The sequence below is a fragment of the Sneathia vaginalis genome (assembly GCF_000973085.1).
GTDB classification, from domain to species: Bacteria; Fusobacteriota; Fusobacteriia; order Fusobacteriales; family Leptotrichiaceae; genus Sneathia; species Sneathia vaginalis.
Map to the genome: position 1 here is coordinate 758,007 of NZ_CP011280.1, position 24,428 is coordinate 782,434.

A 24,428-nucleotide genomic window follows, 5' to 3' on the forward strand; every position below is an offset into this window, starting at 1 on the left:
ACTTATATTTCCTTCTTTTTTAATAAATAAAAGATTATTGATACTACTAACATAATTATGGCAACAAATAGGCTTATTAACACCCCTTCTTTGGTAGCATTTTTTAGCCCTTGATTATTAATCGCACTTCCATATACAATAGTTGAAACTGAAATAATTGCCTCAACCATAAACGCTAATTTCAAGAAAAAGCCTTGTATACCAAATAGTAATCCTTCAACAGAAATACCTGATTTTTCACTTATTTGTGTTGAAATTTCACTTAACATTGCTGGTGGGAATATGAAAGCTGCCCCACTTATGCCCGCACCTATTATAGCACAAAAAACATAAATTAGTATAATATTTGCATTATTGTAAAATATCATACCCATTGTTCCAACTATTATTGTAATAATATCTATTATCATTATTTTTTTAAAACCATAAATTTTTGTAACCTTATTTGTAATTGGAAAGAATACTGCTGATGTTAAAAATATTACTGCTGAGACTATAGTTACAAAACTTGCATCTTTATGTAATATTAGACTTACATAATATGCTAAGCTACCACGTATAATATTAAAAGCACTGAAGAAGAAAAATAGTCCTAAAAAATATTTTAAAACTTCCACTTTCATAATTTCATTCATTGTTTTTCTAAAGCTAGAACCCTTAGATAAATATTCTTTTCTTGCTATTTTGTTTTCACCTAAGAACAATGAACATACATATATCCCAACTAATGATGCTACAGAAAATACTATTATCATCATTCTAAATCCCTTGGTCGCATCACCTAAGTTTTTTGTTAATTTAGCTAATATTATTCCTGAAAATACTAGTGGTATTGCTGTAAATACTAATCTAAATACTGATTGCACTGTTGATAAATTTATTCTTTCATCCTTATTATGTGCAAGATCTGGTATAAGGGAATTGTATGGACCTCCTACTAATGTGTATGCAACAAAGTATATAGAACCTATTATTGCAAAGTATATGAATCTAGAAAATGCTGTATCCCCTTGTGGATAAAAGAATAATATCATTGATATTGCTAGTGGTATACCACCTAATATCATGAAAAATGATCTTCTACCTAGTCTTGATCTATTATGATCAGACAAGTAACCAACAACAGGATCTGTTATTGCATCAACTAGTCTCATAATTATGAAGCCAAAGACTATATATCTTGCTGGCATTACTGGACTTAATCCAACATTTTTTGGGGGTAAATAAAAATACTTTAGCCATTGAACAAACAATTGGTCAAGCATAAAATATGAAACTCCTAAGCCATATAGGATATATGTTTTCTTTGTTAATTTATTCATATTTTCTCACTTTCTAAAAACTTTTTAATAGTTTGTGTATATTCTTCCTTGTATTCTAAATAAATTCTGACATGTTGTCCTTTTCTAAATGCTTTAAATCTAGTTTCTTTTTTCTTATCATCCTGCAAGTCATTATACTCTTTTTCTACTATCTTAAACGGTGTAACCCTATCTTTTTGTGATTGTATTATTAACGTAGGTACAAAGCCTAATAAACTTGATAATTTTAAATTATCTAAATTGTTTTCTACAATTTTATTTAACGTTAAAAATGCGGGAAGTAAAAATATCTTTGGAATCTTAATATTCTTGATTCTTGCATGATAAAGTATAATCTTTTTAATATTTGAAATAGGACTATCCAATATCATCTTCTCTATTTTTATCCCGTCTTCTTTTAATTTATCTCTATATAATGATTGTGCAATAGCAACTCCCATTGCACCTTGTGAAAAGCCATATAAGATAAAATTATCTAACCCAAATCTTTGCTTTAACATTTTCATAGTGCTATACACGTCTTTAGCAAAAAAATACCCAAATGCAGTTTTCGACTCATCAGACTTACCTGAATTTCTTAAATCGGGTATGAAAATATTGTATTTTTTTTCGCTATCTATGTCTAAAAATATTTGTAAAAATTTAAGACAAAATATTCTGTTATTATTTCTTCCATGTACTAGTATAATAGTATTATTTTTATCTTCATTTCTTTTAATTAACCAACCATAAAGTGTCTTATTATCAATAGAAGTATACTTTACCTCTTCATACTCCATGCCAAAAACTATGGGTGAAAATTTACCTGATATCATTCTATTTTTACTCTTCATAACATCTTTCAATGACTGATCCAATGTTTTTCTTTTGTAGTTTAATATTTTATTTAATATATACATTTCATTCACTTTCATTATAGACGGTATTAGTAAAATGGTAAGAACCTAACAAATATTCATAAAGTGCATAAAATTTTTCTTCACCTTCTAAATATTTGTAATTTACACAAATATTTGGAATGTTTTTTATATATTTTGCACCTTTCTTATTGATCCCAATAACCTTAATTTGTTTTATCTCTTCTTCCTTATCAATATCATCTTTTTTTATATCCAACACTATATTTAAAATCAACCTTTTTACTCTATTAATAGAAATATTTCTAGAAGACATAAGTTCTAAAAACTTATTATATGTATCTGCCTTTTTTATTTCTTTTTTCATTTTATTTAATATCTCAGTATTTAAATCATATATATTATAGATAACTCTAGTCTGTAATATATATTTAAATAATGAATATAGCTTATTCTCATAATTCAAATTGTATTTATATGTATTCTCATATGGTAAATACTTATCAACATTTTCATTATTTCGTATTTTTTTTCTGATATTTGTTGCTGAGCTTATATTCCCACACACTTTTTCTTCGTTATACTGTACATCTTTTCGTTTTATAATATATGGAGTATAACTTAGATTATATTTCTTTATAGCCCTTAAATATTCCATTGCTAATATATTATTTGACTTATACAAATAGCTTAAATCACCTAATGCTAACTCACATGACTTGTTATATGAAAATCCACTTTTCAAATGATCTTTTAATATGCTATTTTCTAACCTATCCATCATAGTATATATGCTAGATAAATCACCAGTTTCTGCACCAAATACTTGATAGTTTACTTTTAATTTATCTAATAATCTACAAGCATAAGTACAAAATACCTCTGCATTTTGTATAGCAAATTTTGTAGGTATAGCAACAACAACATCGTATCCCATATCTAAAGCTATCTTTGCCTTATCTTTTTGATTTAAAATGCTAAGTTCTCCTCTTTGCACAAAATCTGGTGAAATAACGGCAATTTTAATATCTGCTTTAATATTATCAACTTGATACTTATGTCCATAATGAAATGGATTAAACTCTGCAACAACTCCACAGACTATCATAAGATTTCAAGTTCTTTCTTGTTCTTGTATTTTTCACAAATTCTTGCTACCTTATATGCCTTATTCTTACTTAAGTTTTTAACTTCTTCTAATTCAGTTATTGATGCAGCAAATATTCCGCGTATATTACCGAATTTTTCAATAATATTTTCAGTATCCTTCTTTGTTAGATTCATTATATTGCTTAGTAGTCTATATCCTTTAGCTGATAAGGTATCTTCTAGCATCCATTCTTTTGTGTTATACCCTAATAATTGTACTATATATTCATCATTTGTAAGTTCTGGCTTATCTAATTTAAGGACTTTTTCAAATATCTTTTCTGGTTTATCTTTGCTATTGCTATAATCCTTAATTAAATTTAAGAAATTATTCTTATGACCCAACATAATTTCTGTATGTTGTAGTTGTATAGTCTTACTTTCTGTACCTAATTCTAATATATATTGATTAATCTTGTTTTCCATATTAAATAACAATATGAAAAATCTAATTACACGCACAACATCTTCTAAAGTTACCAAATTTTCATATTCTAAATGGTTCATGCTTATTAAATATTTATTAATTATGCTAGAATATTTTTCAAGTGACATAATTGCAAGTGAGGCTTTGATTAATAGGTCTCCTATTGAATCAAGTGAATATTTAAATTTATCCTTATATATTGTAACCTTATTACGTCTTTCTGATATTGTTATTACAATATTACCTGTTTGCATTGCCATTCTATGAGCTGTTCTATGTCTTGTACCACTTTCATCAGTAAATAGTGTATGATCTGGTTGCAATTGTAAATTAGCACCATATATCTTCTTTACATCTCTTGATACTAAAACAGCACCATCCATTTTAGCTAACTCGTATAATTTTTGTGGTGTGAAATCAGTAAATAATGAGAAGCCACCTTCCATTAAATCATTTATTTCTTTAGGTTCACAAAGTATTATTAAAGCCCCTAGTGAAGCCTCTTGTATTCTATCTATAGCATTTCTTAAGGGTTTACCTGGTGCTATAATACCAAATATTTGTTTCAAAACTTCATCTTCCATTAATTAATCCTTTCCACCAACTCGCTAATATTATCAATAAAACTAAGTTTTATTTTAAATTTCTCTTTTTTTAAATCTTCTTCTTGAACCTTAGGTAAGTATATACCAGTAAATCCAAGTTTTTCTAATTCTTTAACTCTCTTTTTAATAAATGAAACTGCTCTTAATTCTCCTCTTAGTCCTAATTCACCTAATACAGCAATCTTAGCACTTATAGGGATAGACTTAACAGATGATATTAATGATAATATTATCGCTAAATCACTTGCCCTTTCCTTTATTTCTATACCTCCAGGTATATTAATATATACATCATTTAAGTTAAAGTCCATATTCATATGCTTTGATAATATGGCTAGTAATATTTCTATCCTATTTTTATCTATACCTTGTATAATTCTTTTAGGATATCCATATATCGCCTTATTAACTAAACTTTGAACTTCAAACAAGACAACACGGCTTCCTTCTATACTTGCTACTATAGTGCTACCGATATTCTTTTCATCTCTATCAGATACGAAAAATAGGGATGGATTCTTTACTTCTTCAACACTTTGTTCTTTTATTTCAAATATTGATATTTCATTTGTTGATCCATATCTATTTTTTGTAGTTCTAACAATTCTATATGTATTATTTTCACTACCTTCAAAACTTATAACACAATCAACCATGTGTTCTAGTAGTTTTGGACCTGCAAGCTTACCATCTTTTGTTACATGACCCACAATAAATAGTGAAATTTCATTTTCTTTTGCTAATTCAATTAACTTTAATGCACATTCCCTTATTTGACTAACACTAGATGGTATCGAATTAATATTTTCGCTATATAGAGTTTGTATAGAATCAATTACTACTATCTTAGCCTTTGTTTTCTTTATAGAATCAATAATATACTCTAGTCTTGTGTCACTTAAAACACTTAAATTATTAGAATCTACATTTATTCTAACTGCTCTTTGCTTTATTTGTTTTTGTGATTCTTCACCAGAAATATATAATGCTACATTATCTTTTGAATATTCATTTAATAAACTAAGTAAAAAAGTTGATTTACCTATTCCAGGCTCTCCAGTTATTAAAACTACCTCAGACTTTGTTAAACCTCCACCCAGAACTCTATCAAACTCACTAAAATTAGTCGTATATCTAAATTCAGTATTTAACTTTATATCCGTTATTCTCTTAACTTCTTTTGAGAATTTATCATCTACTACTAAATCCTTCATAGATACTTCTTCTTCTATTGTCCCCCAAGTATTACAATTAGGACAACGCCCTACCCATTTAACTGGTTTATACAGGCATGCTGAACAAATATACGTTATTTTAGTTTTTCCCATTTATTTCATCAACCCTTTTAATTAATTTTTTTTCTACATAATCTGTAACAAAGTAATCTAGTTTACCATGATGTATTGCTATTTCTCTTACGACACTAGAACTTAAATAAAGGTATTTTCTTGAAGCATTTAAAAATATTGTTTCAAATTTTTTCTTAGTTAAGAGATTGTTTGTAAGATTTAATTGTACTTCATACTCATAATCAGAAACTGCTCTTAAGCCTCTAATTAATACATCAATATTTTCTTTTTCTATTAAATCTACCAATAATCCATTAAATGAAATTATCCTTATCTTACAGTCCTTTATATCCAATTCAGAAATACTATTTTTCAATAAATCTATTTTTTCATCTACATTAAACCAAGAATTAGACTTACTTACATTATGTAATACAGCAACTACTAATTCTTCTGTTAGTTTACTTGCTCTTTGTATAATATCTAGGTGACCCTTTGTAACTGGATCAAAACTACCTGGATATATTGCTTTTTTTATCATTTTTTGCCTCTCATGCTACTTAATGCTTGCTTTGCTGCAGCCTTTTCAGCACTCTTTCTATTCTTTGCAACCCCTTCACCAACGGTCTTACCATTAACTGTTACAATTACTGTAAATACTTTATCATGATCTGGTCCTGTTGCACTTATTATCTCATATTCTGGTGTAACTTTGTATATAGACTGTATATATTCTTGTAATTCTGTCTTGTAGTCTAAAATACCTTCTATACTATCTAAATGTTTTAAAGTCTTAACTAAATATTCTAATGCAACTTTTTTGGTAATATAGTAATCACCTGAATCTAAGAATATTGCACCTATTAATGCTTCAAAAGCATCACCTAGTATAGACTTTCTTTTTCTACCTCCAGTAGCATTTTCACCATTACTTAAAAAAAGGTATTCTCCTAATTGAATTTCATTTGCTATAGTTGAAAAAGCATTTTCACTTATTAGTTGACTTTTAATCTTAGACATATCCCCTTCTTTTAACTGAGGATATTTTGCAACTATGTATTCTGTTGATATTAAGTCTAGAACTGAATCTCCTAAAAATTCTAGTCTTTCATTATCATGCATACCATACATATCATGTTCATTAGCATATGATCTATGCGTTAATGCTTGAATCAAAAGTCTTTCATCTTTAAAATGGTACTTAATTGTATTCATTAATTTAACTATATCTTTATTCAACTCTTTCACTACCTTTTATTATTTTTTTCTAAAAGATCAATAATATCTTGTATTGTTTCTACTTTATTTAAATCTTCCTTACTAAATTCTAAATTAAACTTATTTTCCACTGCAGAAACTATTTCGGCAACATCTAAAGAATCTGCACCTAAATCATCTATTAATTTACTTTCAAGTTTTATATCTTTTTCATCAATATCTAACTGTTCTAAAAGAATTTCTTTTATTTCTTCAAACATACTTTTTTTGTATGATAACTCATACACTCCTTTCTTAATTTCAGACTTTTTTTCTCTTAAATTATATCAATTTATTTGGTTTTTTTCAATATAAAAATGGGCATTAAAGCCCATTCCTATTTAAATAAGTAGTTTACTTCATTGTACCAGAATAGTAAATCTAACCTATCCATTGATATATCTATTTTACTTGAGTATTTTCTCATTTTCTCTTCTATATCCATATATTTTTTTGGTGTTAACGTCTTAGGAATCTCATCTATTACTTCTAACTTCAATAAATTTCTTAAAATATGTCTGTCAAGTATAGCAATATCTTCTCCAAAACCTAAATTACGTAAGACATGACTTGCTTCTTTATACCCAAATCCGTCTATATTTTTAACTAACCATTCACGTATCTTGAATACATCATCACCATTAAATATTATCTTTTTTGCTTCTAAACTACCATTTATACTTAATTTTTCTCTAAGACTAACTAATCTTTTTGCCTTAGTCTTTTTAAACCTTATACTATTTAAATAGTTTTCTAATGTATCACTATCAGCTGTAAATAACAAATCATTTTCCTTTAGAGTTTGTATAATTTTCCATGCATTTAGTGCTTTTGATTGTGGTGTTAATATACAAAATGCAATTTCAGCAAAAAAGTCTTTATTATCATAATTAAATGCTTCTTTGTATTCATCAATCTTTTTATCAATTTCTTCCTTTATACTCTCGTATAATTTTTCTATTTCCATTTGACCTCTAATAAAATTCTTCTAATTGTTCTGGTGTCATAGTTAGCACTTCATCATGAGTATGTCCACTTACTATAGCACGTATTTCAGAACCAGTAACTGTTTCTTTTTCTAGTAATAATAAGGCAATTTCATCTAATTTTTCCTTATTTTCTGTCAACAATTCTTTTGTCTTTTCATATTGCTTAGTTAGTAATTGTTTTACCTTTTCATCTAATAATTCTTTTGTCTTTTCACTATTAGAATCAATAAATGCATACTCTTCTTGTCTGCTTTGTTCATAGTTAATAGGTCCCATTTCTTTATCAAGTCCATAACTTTGAACAAATAGTCTTGCATAGTGTGTTGCATGTTGTATATCTGAATATGCTCCAGTACCTATATCATCCATACCTAACAATTCTCCAACTCTTCCACCAAATGCAACCATTATATCTGCTAATATACCCTTACTTCTCATATTTAATGTTTCATTAGGTAGTCTCATTGTATATCCACCTGCATCACCACGTGGTATTATTGTTACCTTATGTACTTTATCTGTATCTGGTAATAGACTTGCAACTAATGCATGTCCACCTTCATGGTACGCTAACATTCTCTTATCTTTAGGAGTAATAATCTTACTCTTTTGACCAAGACCCATTCCTATCTTATCAACAGCTTCATCTAAGTCTTTCATAAGAATTTCTGTTCTATTTTCTCTTGCAGCACAAATTGCAGCTTCATTTAAAATATTTTCAAGGTCAGCACCAACAAATCCTGGTGTTATTTTAGCAATATCTTCTAATTTAACATCACTTGCTATCTTTTTATTTCTTGCATGAACCTTTAATATTGCTAGTCTTCCTTTTACATCTGGTGCACTAACAGCTATTCTTCTATCAAATCTTCCTGATCTAAGTAAGGCACTATCTAGTATGTCATCCCTATTTGTTGCTGCTATTACAATTATCTTTTCATCTGTTTCAAATCCATCCATTTCAACAAGTAGTTGGTTTAATGTTTGTTCTCTTTCATCATTACCACCATTTCTACCTGTTCCTCTTTTTCTACCTATTGCATCTATTTCATCTATGAAAATTATTGAAGGTCTTTCTTTCTTTGCTTCTTCAAATAGGTCTCTAACCCTTGAAGCCCCAACCCCAACATACATTTCAACAAATTCAGAACCTGAAATATTGAAAAATGATGCTCCAGATTCACCAGCCACTGCTTTTGCTAATAGGGTCTTACCTGTACCTGGTTGACCTAATAGTAAAACACCTTTAGGTACTCTAGCTCCTGCTTGCAAGAACTTTGTTGGATCTTTTAAGAATTGTACTACTTCTTCTAGCTCTTCTTTAACTTCATCAAGACCTGCTACATCTGAAAATTTAACATTTGGTTTTTCTTTTAATTTTGATTTACTCTTTCCAAAATTAAGTGGATTTATTCCTCCACCAGAACCACCTAACATTCTTCTTGATAAGAATAAAAATAGTAGTATTAATACAAACAATGGAGCAATACTTAACACTAATTGCATTATCATTGATTTAGTTGCAGTATTTTCAGCTTTAACATCTATATCATTTGAAGAATTTACAAGATTCATTATTGTATTATCATTACCTAGTCTACTTGTAATTTTCTTAGTTTCATATACAACCTTTGAACCTTTTACTTTTCCGTATAATAGGTCTTCTTTTTCAGAAATTTCTTTAATATCTTTTGTCTTAATCTTATTAACAAATTCTGTATATGATACTTGTTGTATGTCTTGTGATCCATTATTACTAATTGTAAAACGATAGATTCCATATATTATTGCAAGAATTATCAAGAAGAATATTGGGCTTCCTATAGGTGGTTTTCTTCTGCCACGTCTTTCTCTTAATTCTTCTACTTTTTTTCTAAATAGCTCTTCGTCATCGTCCTTTTTATCATTCTTCTTTTTTTCTTCATCTTCGATATCGTCGTATAATTTAAACATTATTCTCCCTTCTTAATTGCAATGTAATTTTGATCTTTTGTTGCTATACCACTTATTTTCTTGCTGTGTCTTATATCTGCAACTAAAATTATCTCATCATTAGCCAAAACTAATGGCAATAAATCCCTAGTATATTTATCAATTTTTTTATCAATAAAAAGTTTTTTTAGCTTTATATTATCTATATAATCGCCATCTTTTCTGTTTCGTATTTCTAATAAATCAACGTTCAGTATATTATATATTTTATACCCCATTTTTTCAAGTTGATTTTTCTTATCGCTAAAATTAGAAAAATATATGCTATATCCATTAACATTTATATCTTCATTTAATTTCAAAATATATCTAAAACTTTTTTTAGTTTCACGTTTCTTTATACCATAAAAATTATATGACTTATACCAAATATATTCCTTATCTAAACTTATTATTGCACCATTTTTGTCCCTTATATCATATATTTCATCTATCTTATTCTTACTGTATTTTATATTCTTCTCATCTAGAGTCTTTTTTATATATCTTTTAACTTCATTATCCTCATTTAGTAGGGTTATAAACCGTGAAATATTATCAAGGTAACCCTCATTTATTTCTTTCATTATAGGCATCATTTTATTTCTAATAATATTACGAGAGTAATCATTAGTTAAATTTGTATAATCTATTCTATATGAAATGTTATTAACCTTTAAATACTCTAATATTTCTTCTTTACTAATACCTAATATGGGTCGTATAATATGGCCTCTTTTTTTCGGTATACCTTTTAGACCATCTAGACCAGTACCTCTTAGCAGTCTAAATATTACTGTTTCTACATTATCATTCATATTATGCCCTGTTGCAATATATGTATACCCATTTTCTATCCTACATTTTTCTAGTGCTTCATATCTTTTTTCTCTAGCACTATTTTCATTAAATTTTTCTAAATTTAAGTCCATAATGTAGTAAGGAACTTTTTCTCTATCACTAAATTCCTTCACAAATTCTATATCTTTATCTACGTCATTTCTTAAATTATGGTTTACATAACAAAGACCTAGCTCATTATTTTCTCTTTTTAAGTAATGATATAGATATACAGAATCGGGTCCTGTAGAAAATGCAATTAGTATCTTACTCATTGATATATCCTTTTTAATTCAACATTAGTATAGTAGTGCTTTAAAATCTGTACATAATCGTATCCTCTTTTTGCAAGATTATTTGCACCAACTTGAGACATACCTACACAGTGTCCATAACCCTCACCATTAATATATACAACTCCATCTATTAATTTAACTGTATATCTTGGGCTTCTTAAATGCATCTTTAATTTAAATTGTTTTTTAGTTAAAATCATATCATCTAAGTAAACTAGATTATCAACATCCTCTATATTCTCAGTCTCACTATTTAAAATATTTTTTAAATCTTCAAGATTTATACTTCTTTTCCAAATTTCTTCTTGGCTATAGTCATCAACACTTTGTAAATATGGATAATCTTTACCAAAATAGTCTATAGCAGCTAAAGTTTTTGAACCACAACTTGCTGTATACAATGCGTCTATAGGATTATCATTGTATGTTAAAATTATTCCTCTTGTTGAATCTACAGCTCTTCTTACCTTTTCATTTTCTTGTTTAATTCCGTTATATGCTTGCGATCTTTGGTCATCAAACATATCATAATTTCTGCTACCATTGTTACTTAGTAATCTATTAACTGCATATGTTCTTGCTGCAACTGCTTGTGCTTTTAATGCTTCAATATTAAATCTTCTAGGCATTTCACTTGCAACTACTGAGTATAGGTAGTCTTCTAGTCTAACTTCATTAATTCTATCATTACCATCAAAATAAATATCGCCCCTGTAGTTACTTGAATTAGTACTTAATTTAATCTTAACAACAGGGTTATCTCCTACATTTCTTCTGTATATAGGTCTTGTTATATGTTCAATTTCAGTACAACTGATTAATAAAAATGTAATTAATATACATATTATCTTTTTCATTTCAAATGTCCACTTTCTTTTCTTTTATTTAAATGTTCTTCATGCGTCATAGAATAATATGTCTTATTTTTATACATAAAGAAGTATAAGTCATTAAAATCTTTCTCAGGATTAATTGCTGCGTCTATACTTTTTTCTCCTGGATTACATATAGGGCTTGGAGTTAAACCTCTATGCTTATATGTATTGTATTCTGAATCATTAGTCTTTAAATCATTCTTTGTTACATCTCTTTTTAATTCATACCTTAGTGTTGCATCAGATTGCAGTGGCATAGAAATTTTTAGCCTATTTTTAAACACTGCAGATACCTTAGGTCTATCCTCATCATTATTTGCTTCTTTTTCTACTATAGATGCCAAAGTTAATATATTAAACATCTCATCCTTATCATACTTATTAACTGGATATTCTTGTAGAAAAGTATTAAGTATCTTATCCAATATTTCCTTAGGACTTTCTCCTTTGGCAATAAAGTATGTTTGAGGTAATAAATATCCTTCAAAATTATCAGTATGCTTATAGTAAAAATTATACCCCTTCATAGATTCTAGCATTTCTTTTTTAGTTGCTAAACCTAATTGCTCTATTCTGTCTAAAACCTCATCTGTTGTAAATCCTTCTGGTATTGTTAAAATAATTTGAGTACTTCTTGAATTTATTAATTGTTCTATTATTTCAAATTTACTAATGTTTTTACTAAATAGGTAATAACCATTTTTTATCTTTCTATCATTTAAAGTTAGTCTAAAATATATTTTATCAAACACATTGTATTTAAGACCTAACTTTTTGTATATTTCATTTGGTTTATCACCTTTAGTTATTATGACTTCTTTATTCTTAACATTCTGCTTTTGCAGTACAAAATTATGAGTAAAACCAATGAAAAATAGAATGATAAAAAGCATAATAATCTTTACTACATTTAGAATTTTATTCATTTTGTTCCTTTCTATTGTTTATTAAATATTTAAAGAAACCATATTTAATCTCTTCAGAAAATACTATGCGAATTATTGCAGCAATTATCGGACCATATAGGAAGCCTAAAACTCCAAATATTTTGAATCCTGAATACATTGCTATCAATGTAATAAGTGGATGCATACCTGCACCTTTACTTATTAACTTAGGTTCTGAATACTGTCTAACTAGGAATATTATAATATATAGAACTAAAAGACTCAATGCTAAAATATAGTTATTGACTACAAATACTTCTACTAATACCCATGGTATTAAAACTGACCCTGCACCTAATATAGGGAGTGCATCTATTGCTGCTATTATTATTGATACAATTAAAACATATTTAACATCTTTACAATACATACTTATTATATTAAGTCCTACCAGTAACTCTATAAAGCATAGAGTTATCAGTATACACTGTGCTCTTAAGTAATTAAACACTAATCTCAATATATCTTTTTTTATCTTATTTCCTATCTTTAACCATGAATATGGAAATTGTTCTGTTAGGAATTTTACTATTATATTTTTATCATTTATTATTATAAACGAAGATAAGATTGTTACTATAATAAACACAACTAATCTTGGTAACATCTTCAACATATTTATGCTTGAATTCAATAAGTTTAAAATAGTTCCATTAAAATATTTTAACACCTTACTGACTAACTCATCAATTAAATTTTCTGAATAATCTGGTAATTTTGAAACATATTTTTCATATTTATCCAGTGCATGAGTTACATGTGCTAGAATGTAGTCTTGATTTTTAATTAATGTACTAAACAAATTATATGCTTCTAAAAATATCTTAACTAGTATAAGTGATACTATTATAAACACAAACACATAAAACGACAGTAGCACTATAGATTTTGTAAACTTATTCTTATTACTCATCCTATTAACAATAGGACTTAACATTCTAACAATAACCGCAGCTATCACAAAGGGTAATAAAAAAATCAATACTTTAAATATTAATATCAATAAAATTAGTACTGATACAACATATATTATTGGTGTTAATCTTTTTATATCAAAATTATACATAATATTACTCTCCTAAAATTGGTTTTAAAAATTTAGCTGTATATGATTGTTCACACTTAATAATCTCTTCTGGTGTCCCTTTGCAGACAATTTCTCCACCATTTATTCCACCATTTGGACCTATGTCTATAATATAGTCTGCTGACTTTATAACATCTAAATTATGCTCTATAACTACTACCGTATTTTTCTTTTCAACTAACTTATTTAACACTAGTAGTAGTTTTCGTATATCCTCAAAATGTAAACCTGTTGTTGGTTCATCTAATATATATATAGTATCTCCATTACTTATTTTAGATAATTCACTGGATAACTTTATTCTTTGTGCTTCACCACCTGATAATGTTGTTGCACTTTGACCAAGACTAATGTAGTCCATACCAACTTCAATCAATGTTTCTAATTTTCTTTTTAATGAGGGTATCTTTTCAAAAAAATCATAAGCTTCTAGTACACTCATATCTAAAACTTCTGAAATATTTTTATCCTTGTATTTAACTTCCAGTGTTTCACTATTGTATCTTTTACCCTTACAAACTTCACATTCCACATAAACATCTGGTAAAAAATTCATCTCTATTTTTACAATACCAGCACCAGAGCAAGCTTCACATCTACCACCTTTTACATTAAAAGAAAATCTTCCCTTATCGTAACCTCTTATCATTGCATCTTTTGTTTTTGAGAACAAATCACGTATATCATCAAAAATTTTTGTGTATGTAGCTGTATTTGATCTAGGTGTTCTACCTATAGGACTTTGATCTATATTTATAACTTTTTTCACTCCATTAAGACCTATTAGCTTACCATACTCTAATGGATATTGTTTTGAGATATTTAATTCATTACATAGTGCTGGATAAAGTGTTTGATTTATTAACGTACTCTTTCCACTACCAGATACTCCTGTCACAACAGTAAATACTCCTTTAGGAATTTTAACGGATATATTTTTCAAATTATTACCACAACAATTTGTAATTTCAAAAAATTCCTTACTTTTTCTTCTTTTTTTTGGTACTACTATTTCAATTTCTTTATTCAAATACTTACCTGTAAGTGAATTTACATTTTTTCTAACCTCATCTGGTGTACCTTTTGCAACAACACTTCCACCATACTTACCTGCATTAGGTCCTATATCTATTAAATAATCACATTCTCTCATAGTTTGTTCATCATGTTCTACAACTATGACACTATTACCTAAATTCTTTAATTCTTTTAAAGTATTTAGTAGTCTTTCATTATCTCTTTGATGTAAGCCTATACTTGGTTCATCTAATACATAAATAACTCCTGTTAATTTTGAACCTATTTGTGTTGCAAGCCTTATTCTTTGTGACTCACCACCAGATAAGCTTTTTGTATTTCTTGATAAACTTAGGTAATCAAGTCCTACACTTATCATAAAGTCTAATCTTTGTCTTATCTCTTTTAGTATTTCTTTTGCTATTTTTTCTTCCTTTTCTGTTAAAACTAAATTGTCAAAGAATTTTTTAGCTTCTATTATACTAATTTTAGATATATCTATTATAGACTTATCATTTATCGTAATATTTAACACTACATTTTTTAGTCTATTACCATGACAAGAACTACATACTTTTTCTACCATATATTTGTTTTCTAGCTCTTCTCTTATTGAATCACTAAATGAATCCTTGTATCTTTTTTTAGCAAGTCCCACTATACCATCAAAAGTCTTATTCCCATCATAGCTATATTCCTTTGTATTTATACTAAATTTAAACTCTTTTTCATCACCATATAGTATTAAATCCTTTTGTTTTTTAGTTAAGTCCTTAAATGGTTTTGTTGTATCTATTGAATGAGCATTTAAAAAATCAAGAAACAACTTGTATGTCCATGATTTTTTTGAATTACCACCACAAATGTATAAGGCTCCATCATCAATAGATAAATCCTTATTTAAAACTAATCTATTCTCGTCTATTATTAAAGCAGACCCTAAACCATTACACTCTTCACAAGCACCAAATGGAGCATTAAATGAAAATAGTCTTGGGACTATACTTGGAAATTCTATTTGCTCATGTTCGCTACAACTAAAGTTTTCAGAGTATGAATACATTTTATCATCTATCTTAACAAAACAATGTCCACTAGATAATTTTGTTGCATTTTCTATTGCTTCTGTAATTCTAGTCTTTGTTTCATCATTAGAAATATTCATTTTAATTCTATCCATTATCGCAAAAATATTATGACGCTTATTCTTATCAAGCTCTATACTATCATCTAAATCATACATAACATCATCAACAATTACTCTTTGTAGTCCTTGTTTTTGTAGATTAATAAATAGATTTTTAAAACTACCTTTTTTATCCTTTACAATAGGTGACATAAATATTATCTTCATGCCATTTTTTGCCTTTTTGTATATATCAATTACAATTTCTTCAATAGATTGCTTACTAACCTTCTTACCACAAATAGGACAATGAGCTATCCCTATATGTGCCCATAATAGTCTCATATAGTCATAAATTTCTGTCATTGTTCCAACTGTTGATCTAGGATTTTTTGATACACTTTTTTGTTCTATAGATATTGCAGGTGATAAACCCTCTATACTATCTAGTTCAGGTTTTTTCATTTGCCCTATAAACTGTCTTGCATATGCTGATAGACTTTCTACATATCTTCTTTGACCTTCAGAATATATGGTATCAAAAGCAAGTGAAGACTTACCACTACCTGATACACCTGTTATTACAACAAGCTTATTCTTAGGTATATCAAGTGAAATATTTTTTAAATTATGTTCTCTAGCTCCCCTAATCTTTATATATTCCATATCTTCCTCCATCTTTTCATTATACCATATCAACTATTGTTTTGCTAGGTAATGAATTTAAGATCACCTTACCGTATCTCATATTTTTCACCCTATTATCTAATATTATTACCTCTCCATTATCAGTTTTACTTCTAATTAATCTTCCTACTCCTTGCTTTAATTTAATAATCGCTTGAGGTAATTGAAAACTCATAAATGGATTTTGCCCTTTATTCTTAATATCTTCTATTAACGCTTCATTTACTGGATCATCTGGAACAAAAAAAGGTATTTTAACAATTACAATGTTTTTTAATTTATCTCCCTTTACATCTACACCTTCCCAGAAGCTATCTGTTCCCAATAGGACAGATCTTGTATTTTTAAATTCTTCTATCATTTTTTTTCTTGATAATTGACCTTGTATAAGGATATTGTATCCCTTTACTTTTAGCCCTTTACTAATAGTATCAACTTGCTTATATGAGGTACAAAGTACAAAAGTACCCTCTTTTTTTTCTTCCAAGTACTTATTCAAAAACTCTATCGTATAGTTTAAATATTCTATACTATTTGGATTATACCCATTATTTGACAAGAAAATTTTCATATTCTTGTCATAATCAAATGGTGATGTTACAAATTCCTTACCAAAATTTTCTAATCCTAGTCTATTTGATATGTATGTAAAATCTTTACCTATACGTAATGTCGCAGAAGTCATTATTACACTTCTATCCTCATATATCTTTTTAATAACATCAGAAATATCTAATGGTGTCTTTTTTATCTCTACATCATGTGTTACAGGATTTAATTTTATCCAGTCTACTGCATTTACAGTCTTTTCATTTAATAGCTCGTTAATAAATAGAACGGCTTCTTTTAAACGAGTATAGTATAGTGTAAATTCTTGTTTTGCTTCTTCATCTACATCGGATAAAAGAAGTTTTTTTGATACTTCTTCAAATAGCTTAAATTTTTCTATTATTCTTTCCAAATTTTCTACATACTTCTTTTTATCTGAAAGCTTATCTAATCTCATACTAAGTACATTTTTTTCTACTAGATTTAATCTAATTACTGAAAATAGGTTCATAAAGGCATCATATATTCCATTTATGCTATCTGTAAACTCAAGATATACACCTTCTACACTGGAGAACTTTTTAAATATACCTGTATTTGTTCTTCTATTAAATATCATCCCTATATTCTGTCCTATCTCTTTAGACCCTATATTCTTCTCAAAATAGTTTCTTGCTATTGATTCAATATTATGTGCTTCATCTAATATTAAAACATCAAAATCAGGTAAAACCTTATCGTATTTAAAGTGTGAGAATAAAAGGGCATGATTTACTATCAATATCTCAGCATTTTGTATATTTTCTTTTGCCTTGTAATAGAAACATTTTTTATCCCTTGCACAGCCTGCACCAACACAGTAATCTTTATCTGATTTAACCATGTCCCATACTGTAGGATCAACATAAAAATCTATTTCAGACTTATCCCCAGTTTTTGTATGTTTGTACCAAGATATTAGGTTATCATCACGACAATTTCTATTAAGTCTATTACCACAAATATAGTTTCCTCTTCCTTTTACTAGTCTATACTTTATCTTTTCATTTAATATTTTTTCTAGTAAAGGTAAGTCTTTTTCTATTAATTGTTCTTGTAAATTTATTGTATTTGTTGACACTACAACCTTTGTATTAGTTTTTTTTGCGTGAAGTACTGCTGGTAATAGATAAGCTAAACTCTTACCTATACCAGTTCCAGCCTCAATTATACATGACTTCCTATTTTCTATTGCTTCTTGTATAATTTTTGCCATTTTTTCCTGACCTTCTCTTTTCTCAAAGCCATATTCATTTATCATTTTTTCAAAATATTCATTCATGAATTAAATACATTTCTCCTTTTTTACAGTAGATATATGCCCTATCATCTTTTACTATATTACTTACAAGCCCTATAGACTTATCTATATCTACCCCATCTAAATTATACACAAAACCTTTTAAATCTAGTTTTTCTAAATCAGTTATTGGAATTATTGAAAATGTTTTACCAGAAAGATCCTTAATTACTTCTGTACTTTTATCTAGTTTAATATATCTCATATATTCAAAATTTTCAGTTAAAAACACCATATTTTCATTACTTTGTAATTTCAAAATATTTGATAATGTCATATCTACCCTATTACCTGTTGCACCTACTACTAATACAGGTGTAACTCTTTTTTCCTTATCTATTCTTTTTTTATCCTTAAATCTAGTAGTAACATCTAAAATATCCTCTTTTTCTATGTACATAAGTGCTAGTTCAAAGTCTGTATAATCCTTTTCCCTTATACTACGTATAAGCTTAACTCCCTTATACGCCTCTAATACTTCTTTTTCCACTGAATCCATATCCCCTATAATCAAATCTGGAGTTAAATTCATTTTAAAACAAGTGTTTGTTCCACCATCAGCACATATTATTCTTTTATCCTTTACTATTTCTTTCAATTTATCTAAATTTTTAGGATAAACACCATTTAAAAATACAACATAAGTAATTTCCATCTTTTCTCCTTTTGTATCCACATCATACTCTAAAAATTATATCATTTTGTGAGTAATTATACAATTTTTACATTGCTTTTTACACCATATTGCCGTATACTTAAACAAGAAAAAATAGAGGTGTGATATATGTTTGAAGAACTTTTTAACAGAAAAAATATTAGAAGAAATGATATACGAAATCTTTTACCTAAAAAATTACCACTACTTATTCATGTGGCTGGAACAAATGGTAAAGGTTCAACTTGTTCATACTTAGAATGTGTTCTAATGCAAAAATACAAGGTTGGAAAATTTACTTCTCCTCATTTATTAGACGTTAGTGAGAGAATAACTATAGATCAAATACCCATAACACATGAAAAATTAAAAAATGACTATGATAAGTTAAAACATCTTGATCTTGGTTTTTTTGACTTTTTATTCGTCATTGCTTTAAACTACTTTGTTGAAAACAATGTGGATATAGCGATAATAGAGGTAGGAATAGGTGGTAGATTTGATGTTACAAATGAAATTATGTATAACTATGCCTTAATTACAAATGTTAGCTTAGACCACACACAAATGCTGGGTGATACTAGAGAAAAGATTGCTTGGCAAAAAGCAGGTATTGCTAAGAATAATACAAAAACATTCTATACTGATAGCATACTAAAAAGTTTTGTTGAAAAAGAAAGTAATGATACAAAGTTTTTAAAACCCGTAACAAAATTTACACTCCCTCTAAAAGGAGACTTCCAACAAAAAAACTTTGCTCTTTGTTATGAAGTATTTAAACTTTTAAATTTTAGTGATAACAAAATTAGACAAGGTCTTAAAAACTTTAAGATTATTGGTAGACAACAAAAAATACAAGAAAATATATTAGTTGATGTTTCACATAATGTTGATTCAATAAAGGCACTAATACACAATTTAAAAGGAATAAAAAATGTTAATATCTTCTTATCTGTATTACAAGATAAAGACTTAAAAACAATATATACTCTTTTAAAAAATGTGGGATATCCCATTAGCATATTTGCTATGCCCGATATTAAAAGGGGTAGAACAAAAGAAAATATATTAGAAACACTTGGAGATGTGAATATATCAGATAATTTAACACCAAAAAAAGACATGTTCAATGTCTATTGTGGTTCATTTTACTTCATACAAAAAGTTATGGAAAAATTAAATAAGTGAGACTATATAGTCTCACTTATACTATTTTTTATCAACATAACTAAATGGAGCTTTGTATGGTTTACCTTCAGCTTTCTTATCAACATGTGTAATAACTTTAGCTTGCATATCTCTTGCGATATTTAATGTCTTATTTACTAAATCATTTGAATATTTAGTTGAATAATCAGAAGCAGCTTTTGAACCTTTTGTTCTATAGATATATAGCAATTTCTTTTCTACATTTTTTTCATCTTCAATTACGCCATCTTCATAATTATTCCAATATTCTTTAATACCATTACCAACATTTTTTCTATCTGACTTACCTAGAGTATTTAATAGTTTAAATGTCCAGTAATATGACTTATTATTAGCAACTTGAGTTCTAACTCTCAATGCCTTATTTGTTTGTGATATATTTCCAAAATATGGTAAGTAAGGTGAATGTTCAACAGTACCCATAGCTAGCCACATAATTCCTCCAATTTTACTTGGTATGTTCTTTTTAATTTGGAATATATGTGATTCAAGGTTTTTATCTATTCCTATAGGTCTATATACCTTAATATCTGTAAATTCTGTACCATCGTATCTATCACGTAGTACATTCATAACATCTTTTAATCCTATCTTTCTTTCAGGTGTTCTAAATAGTTCGTATGTATCATTTACGTTATACTTTACCTTATCAGTTGGATTAAATCTTCTTTGTCCTTCATATACTCTAATTTGGTTATAGTTATTTAATTTATCACGATAAGTCATAGCAAGATGGAATTTACCATCTTTTTCTTTTAATAAATTATTCTTTTTAGCAAGATTTATTAAATCTTTTGAATAAATAGTATCTTTTGAGTTAAGATCTATATTACCTAACATAAATGCATTTGGAATAACTGCGTATTTATCTTGTGGAACTCTTACAGCTGCGTATTGGTGTCCTGTATAGATTTCCATATACCAAATATCATTTTTGTCAGCAACGTAGATTATATCTCCTTCTCCAGCACCCTTTTTGTCTATAATATCAGCTATAATTTGGACACCTTGTTTTGCATTTTTAGCTTGCATTAATATTAATGATGCCATATCAGGTTCAGTAATTCCACCTTTTACATATGGATCAAATTTTAATATTTCAGAATTAGCACTTGCTGATAAAGTTGTAGAAGTACATACACCTAATTCATTAAATCCTGCTTCTCCAAATACACCAGCATCTTGTCCAGCATCTGGTAATATTGTGTATTTTAATGTTTTATGTGGCATTTCAATACTAAATCCTGTATCAGGATTTTTAAATATTGCTTTTTTACTATTAACTTTTCTTTTAATAACAAAGAAAGTCTTTGGATTTGCTGCTGAACCGAAATCTTCATTTCTAGCCATTAGCATTGATCCATCTTGCGAAACATTTCTACCAACTAAAACACCTGTACAAGCCATAGCATCTATAGCTGAAATTAACAACATTGTTAATACAAATCCCTTTTTCATTTTTATTACCCCTTTTATTTAAAAAGAGAGAAAACATAACTGTCTTCTCTCTTACCAAAGTATATATTATTTAACTACGTACATAGCGACAGTTAAGATTACAACATTTAATACAAATATTATACCTAATAACTTCATTACCCATTTTATGTATGTTGAGAATTCTATCTTCGCAGTTGATAAACCACCCATAACAACTCCTGATGTAGGTGTTATTAAATTAATCAATCCACATGCACCTGAGAATATCATTATCATAACTTCTGGTCTGAATCCAATATTTTGAGTTAATGGAGCCATAATTGGTAATGATACTGTTGCAAGTCCTGAAGTAGATGGAATTAAGAATGATAGTATCATATATAGGATATATGATGCTGGTGCAAATACTATAGCAGGTAATCCTTTTAATAGATTAGAAGCTGTATTTAATATGTACTTATCTAAGTATGTAGCTTTCATTAATACTGAAACACCACGTGATAATGCGATAATTAATACAACTGATAATATATCTGCAGATCCTGCAAGGAATGCATCTACTGTTTCTTTTTCACTAAATCCATTTATTACTGCAATGATAAGTCCCATAAATGTGAACCACATTGACAATTCACCGAAGTACCATTCTCCTAAAGGTACACCAGTTAAGAATGATGACCATCCTTCAAATACATGGATATCGTATTTACCCCACGCAACTAATGATATTATCATAATTACGAATGTAATAGCAAATACAATTAATGTTACTCTTTGTTTTCCAGTAAATTCTACTTCATTAAAGTCAACATGTCCAAAATGTTCATTCATTGCTTCTTGTTCTCTTAATGATAAGAAAATAGAACCTTTATCTCTTTTTACTTTTTCTGCATATCTCATTACATATATAACAGCAGCAATTAAAGATGTAATCCATAAAATTACTCCTATTATCAATATATATGCATTTTCAACATGCAATCCACCATCAACTACTGTTGCCATTGCTATACCAGTCGCAAATGGGTTAATTGTTGAACCAAGACATCCAACACCAGCACCTAGTAATATTACAGCTGCACCAACCATTGAGTCAAATCCAGCAGCAACCATAGTTGAACAAATTAAAGTGTAGAATGCTATTGTTTCTTCTGCCATACCATATGTTGAACCACCAATTGAGAATAGTGTCATAAGTATTGGTATTAAAATAATTTCATTACCTTTTAATTTACGAACTAGAGCTGCAATACCAGCGTCTAATGCTTTTGTCTTTGTAACTATACCTAAAAATCCACCTAAGAATAATACGAATACGCAAACATCTATAGCGTCTTTAAATCCATTGAACGGTGACATAAATATGTCAGCAATTGTTGCACGATTTACACCAGTAACTAAAGATGAATCATTTTCTATCATTTCAGGAGTTACTGAACCAGGTAAATGTGGTAATAGCCAAGTTAAAATTGCTAATACTACAAGTAAAATTAAGATTATTGAGTAAGCAGAAAGTGACTTACGTTCTTTTTTTGCCATAATCTTTCCCTTCTTTCGTTTTGTTATTTAATTATAGTTCCTGTTTGTCCTTTTAATGCTATTGCTGCTTTTTCTAATGATGTAATCAAAGCCTTAGCTCCATTTGATTTTCTAACGAAATCCATACAAGCTTCTACCTTTGGTAACATACTACCCTTTGCAAATTGTCCTTCTTTTATATATTTTTCTGCGTCATCTAATGTTAATTCTGACAATTCAACTTGGTCTGGTTTATTGTAATTTATACAAACCTTATCAACAGCAGTTAATATAACTAACATATCTGCATTTAAGTCTAATGCAAGTTTTGCACTTGATCTATCCTTATCTATTACAGCGTCTACCCCTTTTAATCCATTATCAGTATTAATAACTGGTATACCACCACCACCAGTAGCGATGACAATTGTATTATCTTTAACTAATTTTTTTATAACATTCAATTCTATTATTTCCACAGGTAATGGAGATGGTACTACACGTCTATATCCTCTACCTGCATCTTCAGTAAATATGAATCCTTTTTCTTTTTCTATCTTTTCTGCTTGTTCTTTAGTATAGAACATTCCAACTGGTTTTGTTGGATGATTGAAAGCGTCATCATTTGAATCTACTAACACTTGTGTTACAAGTGCTACTACATCTCTTTCTAACCCTTGTTTTTTCATTTCTTCTCTAATAGCTTGTTGCAAGTGATAACCAATATATCCTTGGCTCATTGCACCACATTCTGCAAATGGCATATATGGAGTACCTGCACTACCATTTGCTGCATAATCCATAGCTAAGTTTATCATTCCTACTTGGGGACCGTTTCCATGACCAACTATTATTTCATATCCCTCTTTGGCCATATCCACTATAACCTTAGCAGTACCCCTAACCAACTTTAATTGTTGATCGGGGGTATTTCCTAAGGCATTTCCTCCTAAAGCTATTACTATTCTTTTACTCAT

General features: G+C 28.3%; 21 protein-coding genes. 1 reads left to right on the forward strand and 20 read right to left on the reverse strand.

Annotated features, from left to right (window positions below; translation table 11 throughout):
* Positions 1-2: 2 nt before the first annotated feature.
* The 17 genes from VC03_RS03860 to VC03_RS06590 all read right to left on the reverse strand — a co-directional run bounded on the left by VC03_RS03860 (position 3) and on the right by VC03_RS06590 (position 19,305).
* Positions 3-1,322: an MFS transporter gene (locus VC03_RS03860; RefSeq protein ID WP_046328750.1), complete on the reverse strand. Its 1,320-nt coding sequence runs from the start codon at positions 1,320-1,322 to the stop codon at positions 3-5.
* Positions 1,319-2,221, reverse strand: coding sequence for an alpha/beta hydrolase (locus VC03_RS03865; protein ID WP_052727694.1), 903 nt, complete (start codon positions 2,219-2,221; stop codon positions 1,319-1,321). The genes VC03_RS03860 and VC03_RS03865 overlap by 4 nt, the downstream gene beginning before the upstream one ends.
* A gap of 1 nt (position 2,222) precedes the next feature.
* Positions 2,223-3,287: a nucleotidyltransferase family protein gene (locus tag VC03_RS03870; RefSeq protein ID WP_046328751.1), complete on the reverse strand. Its 1,065-nt coding sequence runs from the start codon at positions 3,285-3,287 to the stop codon at positions 2,223-2,225.
* Complete coding sequence (gene disA, locus VC03_RS03875) at positions 3,284-4,339, reverse strand: DNA integrity scanning diadenylate cyclase DisA (RefSeq protein WP_046328752.1); 1,056 nt, start codon at positions 4,337-4,339, stop codon at positions 3,284-3,286. Before disA ends, VC03_RS03870 begins: the two co-directional genes overlap by 4 nt.
* Positions 4,339-5,688: a DNA repair protein RadA gene (gene radA / locus VC03_RS03880; RefSeq protein WP_046328753.1), complete on the reverse strand. Its 1,350-nt coding sequence runs from the start codon at positions 5,686-5,688 to the stop codon at positions 4,339-4,341. Before radA ends, disA begins: the two co-directional genes overlap by 1 nt.
* Positions 5,675-6,190: a pantetheine-phosphate adenylyltransferase gene (gene coaD / locus VC03_RS03885; RefSeq protein ID WP_046328754.1), complete on the reverse strand. Its 516-nt coding sequence runs from the start codon at positions 6,188-6,190 to the stop codon at positions 5,675-5,677. The genes radA and coaD overlap by 14 nt, the downstream gene beginning before the upstream one ends.
* Complete coding sequence (gene rnc / locus VC03_RS03890; protein ID WP_046328755.1) at positions 6,187-6,888, reverse strand: ribonuclease III; 702 nt, start codon at positions 6,886-6,888, stop codon at positions 6,187-6,189. Before rnc ends, coaD begins: the two co-directional genes overlap by 4 nt.
* An 8-nt stretch (positions 6,889-6,896) precedes the next feature.
* Positions 6,897-7,127, reverse strand: a complete 231-nt coding sequence (locus VC03_RS03895; RefSeq protein ID WP_046328756.1) for an acyl carrier protein — start codon at positions 7,125-7,127, stop codon at positions 6,897-6,899.
* A 116-nt stretch (positions 7,128-7,243) separates the two neighbouring features.
* Positions 7,244-7,873, reverse strand: a complete 630-nt coding sequence (locus VC03_RS03900; protein ID WP_046328757.1) for an N-glycosylase/DNA lyase — start codon at positions 7,871-7,873, stop codon at positions 7,244-7,246.
* A gap of 7 nt (positions 7,874-7,880) precedes the next feature.
* Positions 7,881-9,848 carry an ATP-dependent zinc metalloprotease FtsH gene (ftsH, locus tag VC03_RS03905; protein ID WP_046328758.1) on the reverse strand — a complete coding sequence of 656 codons (1,968 nt, stop codon included), beginning with the start codon at positions 9,846-9,848 and terminating at the stop codon, positions 7,881-7,883.
* Positions 9,848-10,981 carry a tRNA lysidine(34) synthetase TilS gene (gene tilS / locus VC03_RS03910; protein WP_046328759.1) on the reverse strand — a complete coding sequence of 378 codons (1,134 nt, stop codon included), beginning with the start codon at positions 10,979-10,981 and terminating at the stop codon, positions 9,848-9,850. The genes ftsH and tilS overlap by 1 nt, the downstream gene beginning before the upstream one ends.
* Positions 10,978-11,859 carry a SpoIID/LytB domain-containing protein gene (locus tag VC03_RS03915; RefSeq protein WP_046328760.1) on the reverse strand — a complete coding sequence of 294 codons (882 nt, stop codon included), beginning with the start codon at positions 11,857-11,859 and terminating at the stop codon, positions 10,978-10,980. Before VC03_RS03915 ends, tilS begins: the two co-directional genes overlap by 4 nt.
* On the reverse strand, positions 11,856-12,803 hold the full coding sequence (gene mltG / locus VC03_RS03920) for an endolytic transglycosylase MltG (protein WP_052727695.1): 948 nt from the start codon (positions 12,801-12,803) through the stop codon (positions 11,856-11,858). Before mltG ends, VC03_RS03915 begins: the two co-directional genes overlap by 4 nt.
* Complete coding sequence (ytvI, locus tag VC03_RS03925; RefSeq protein ID WP_046328761.1) at positions 12,796-13,890, reverse strand: sporulation integral membrane protein YtvI; 1,095 nt, start codon at positions 13,888-13,890, stop codon at positions 12,796-12,798. Before ytvI ends, mltG begins: the two co-directional genes overlap by 8 nt.
* 4 nt (positions 13,891-13,894) lie before the next feature.
* Positions 13,895-16,720 (reverse strand): excinuclease ABC subunit UvrA, encoded by a 2,826-nt coding sequence (gene uvrA / locus VC03_RS03930; RefSeq protein WP_393923361.1) that lies wholly within the window; start codon positions 16,718-16,720, stop codon positions 13,895-13,897.
* Positions 16,721-16,739: 19 nt separating this feature from the next.
* Entirely contained in the window at positions 16,740-18,611 is a 1,872-nt protein-coding gene (locus tag VC03_RS03935) for an ATP-dependent DNA helicase (protein ID WP_046328762.1), read from the reverse strand.
* The gene (locus VC03_RS06590) at positions 18,604-19,305 is read right to left on the reverse strand and encodes a thiamine diphosphokinase (RefSeq protein WP_206778312.1); all 702 of its coding nucleotides are present in this window, start codon (positions 19,303-19,305) and stop codon (positions 18,604-18,606) included. Before VC03_RS06590 ends, VC03_RS03935 begins: the two co-directional genes overlap by 8 nt.
* A gap of 108 nt (positions 19,306-19,413) precedes the next feature.
* Between VC03_RS06590 and VC03_RS03945 the strand changes: the two genes are divergently transcribed.
* The gene (locus tag VC03_RS03945; protein ID WP_046328763.1) at positions 19,414-20,472 is read left to right on the forward strand and encodes a bifunctional folylpolyglutamate synthase/dihydrofolate synthase; all 1,059 of its coding nucleotides are present in this window, start codon (positions 19,414-19,416) and stop codon (positions 20,470-20,472) included.
* Between the two features lie 21 nt (positions 20,473-20,493).
* Here VC03_RS03945 and VC03_RS03950 read toward each other — a convergent pair whose 3' ends face one another.
* The 3 genes from VC03_RS03950 to arcC all read right to left on the reverse strand — a co-directional run bounded on the left by VC03_RS03950 (position 20,494) and on the right by arcC (position 24,428).
* The gene (locus VC03_RS03950; protein WP_052727697.1) at positions 20,494-21,951 is read right to left on the reverse strand and encodes a C69 family dipeptidase; all 1,458 of its coding nucleotides are present in this window, start codon (positions 21,949-21,951) and stop codon (positions 20,494-20,496) included.
* 66 nt (positions 21,952-22,017) lie between these two features.
* Entirely contained in the window at positions 22,018-23,472 is a 1,455-nt protein-coding gene (locus VC03_RS03955) for a YfcC family protein (protein ID WP_046328764.1), read from the reverse strand.
* Between the two features lie 23 nt (positions 23,473-23,495).
* Entirely contained in the window at positions 23,496-24,428 is a 933-nt protein-coding gene (arcC, locus tag VC03_RS03960) for a carbamate kinase (RefSeq protein WP_046328765.1), read from the reverse strand.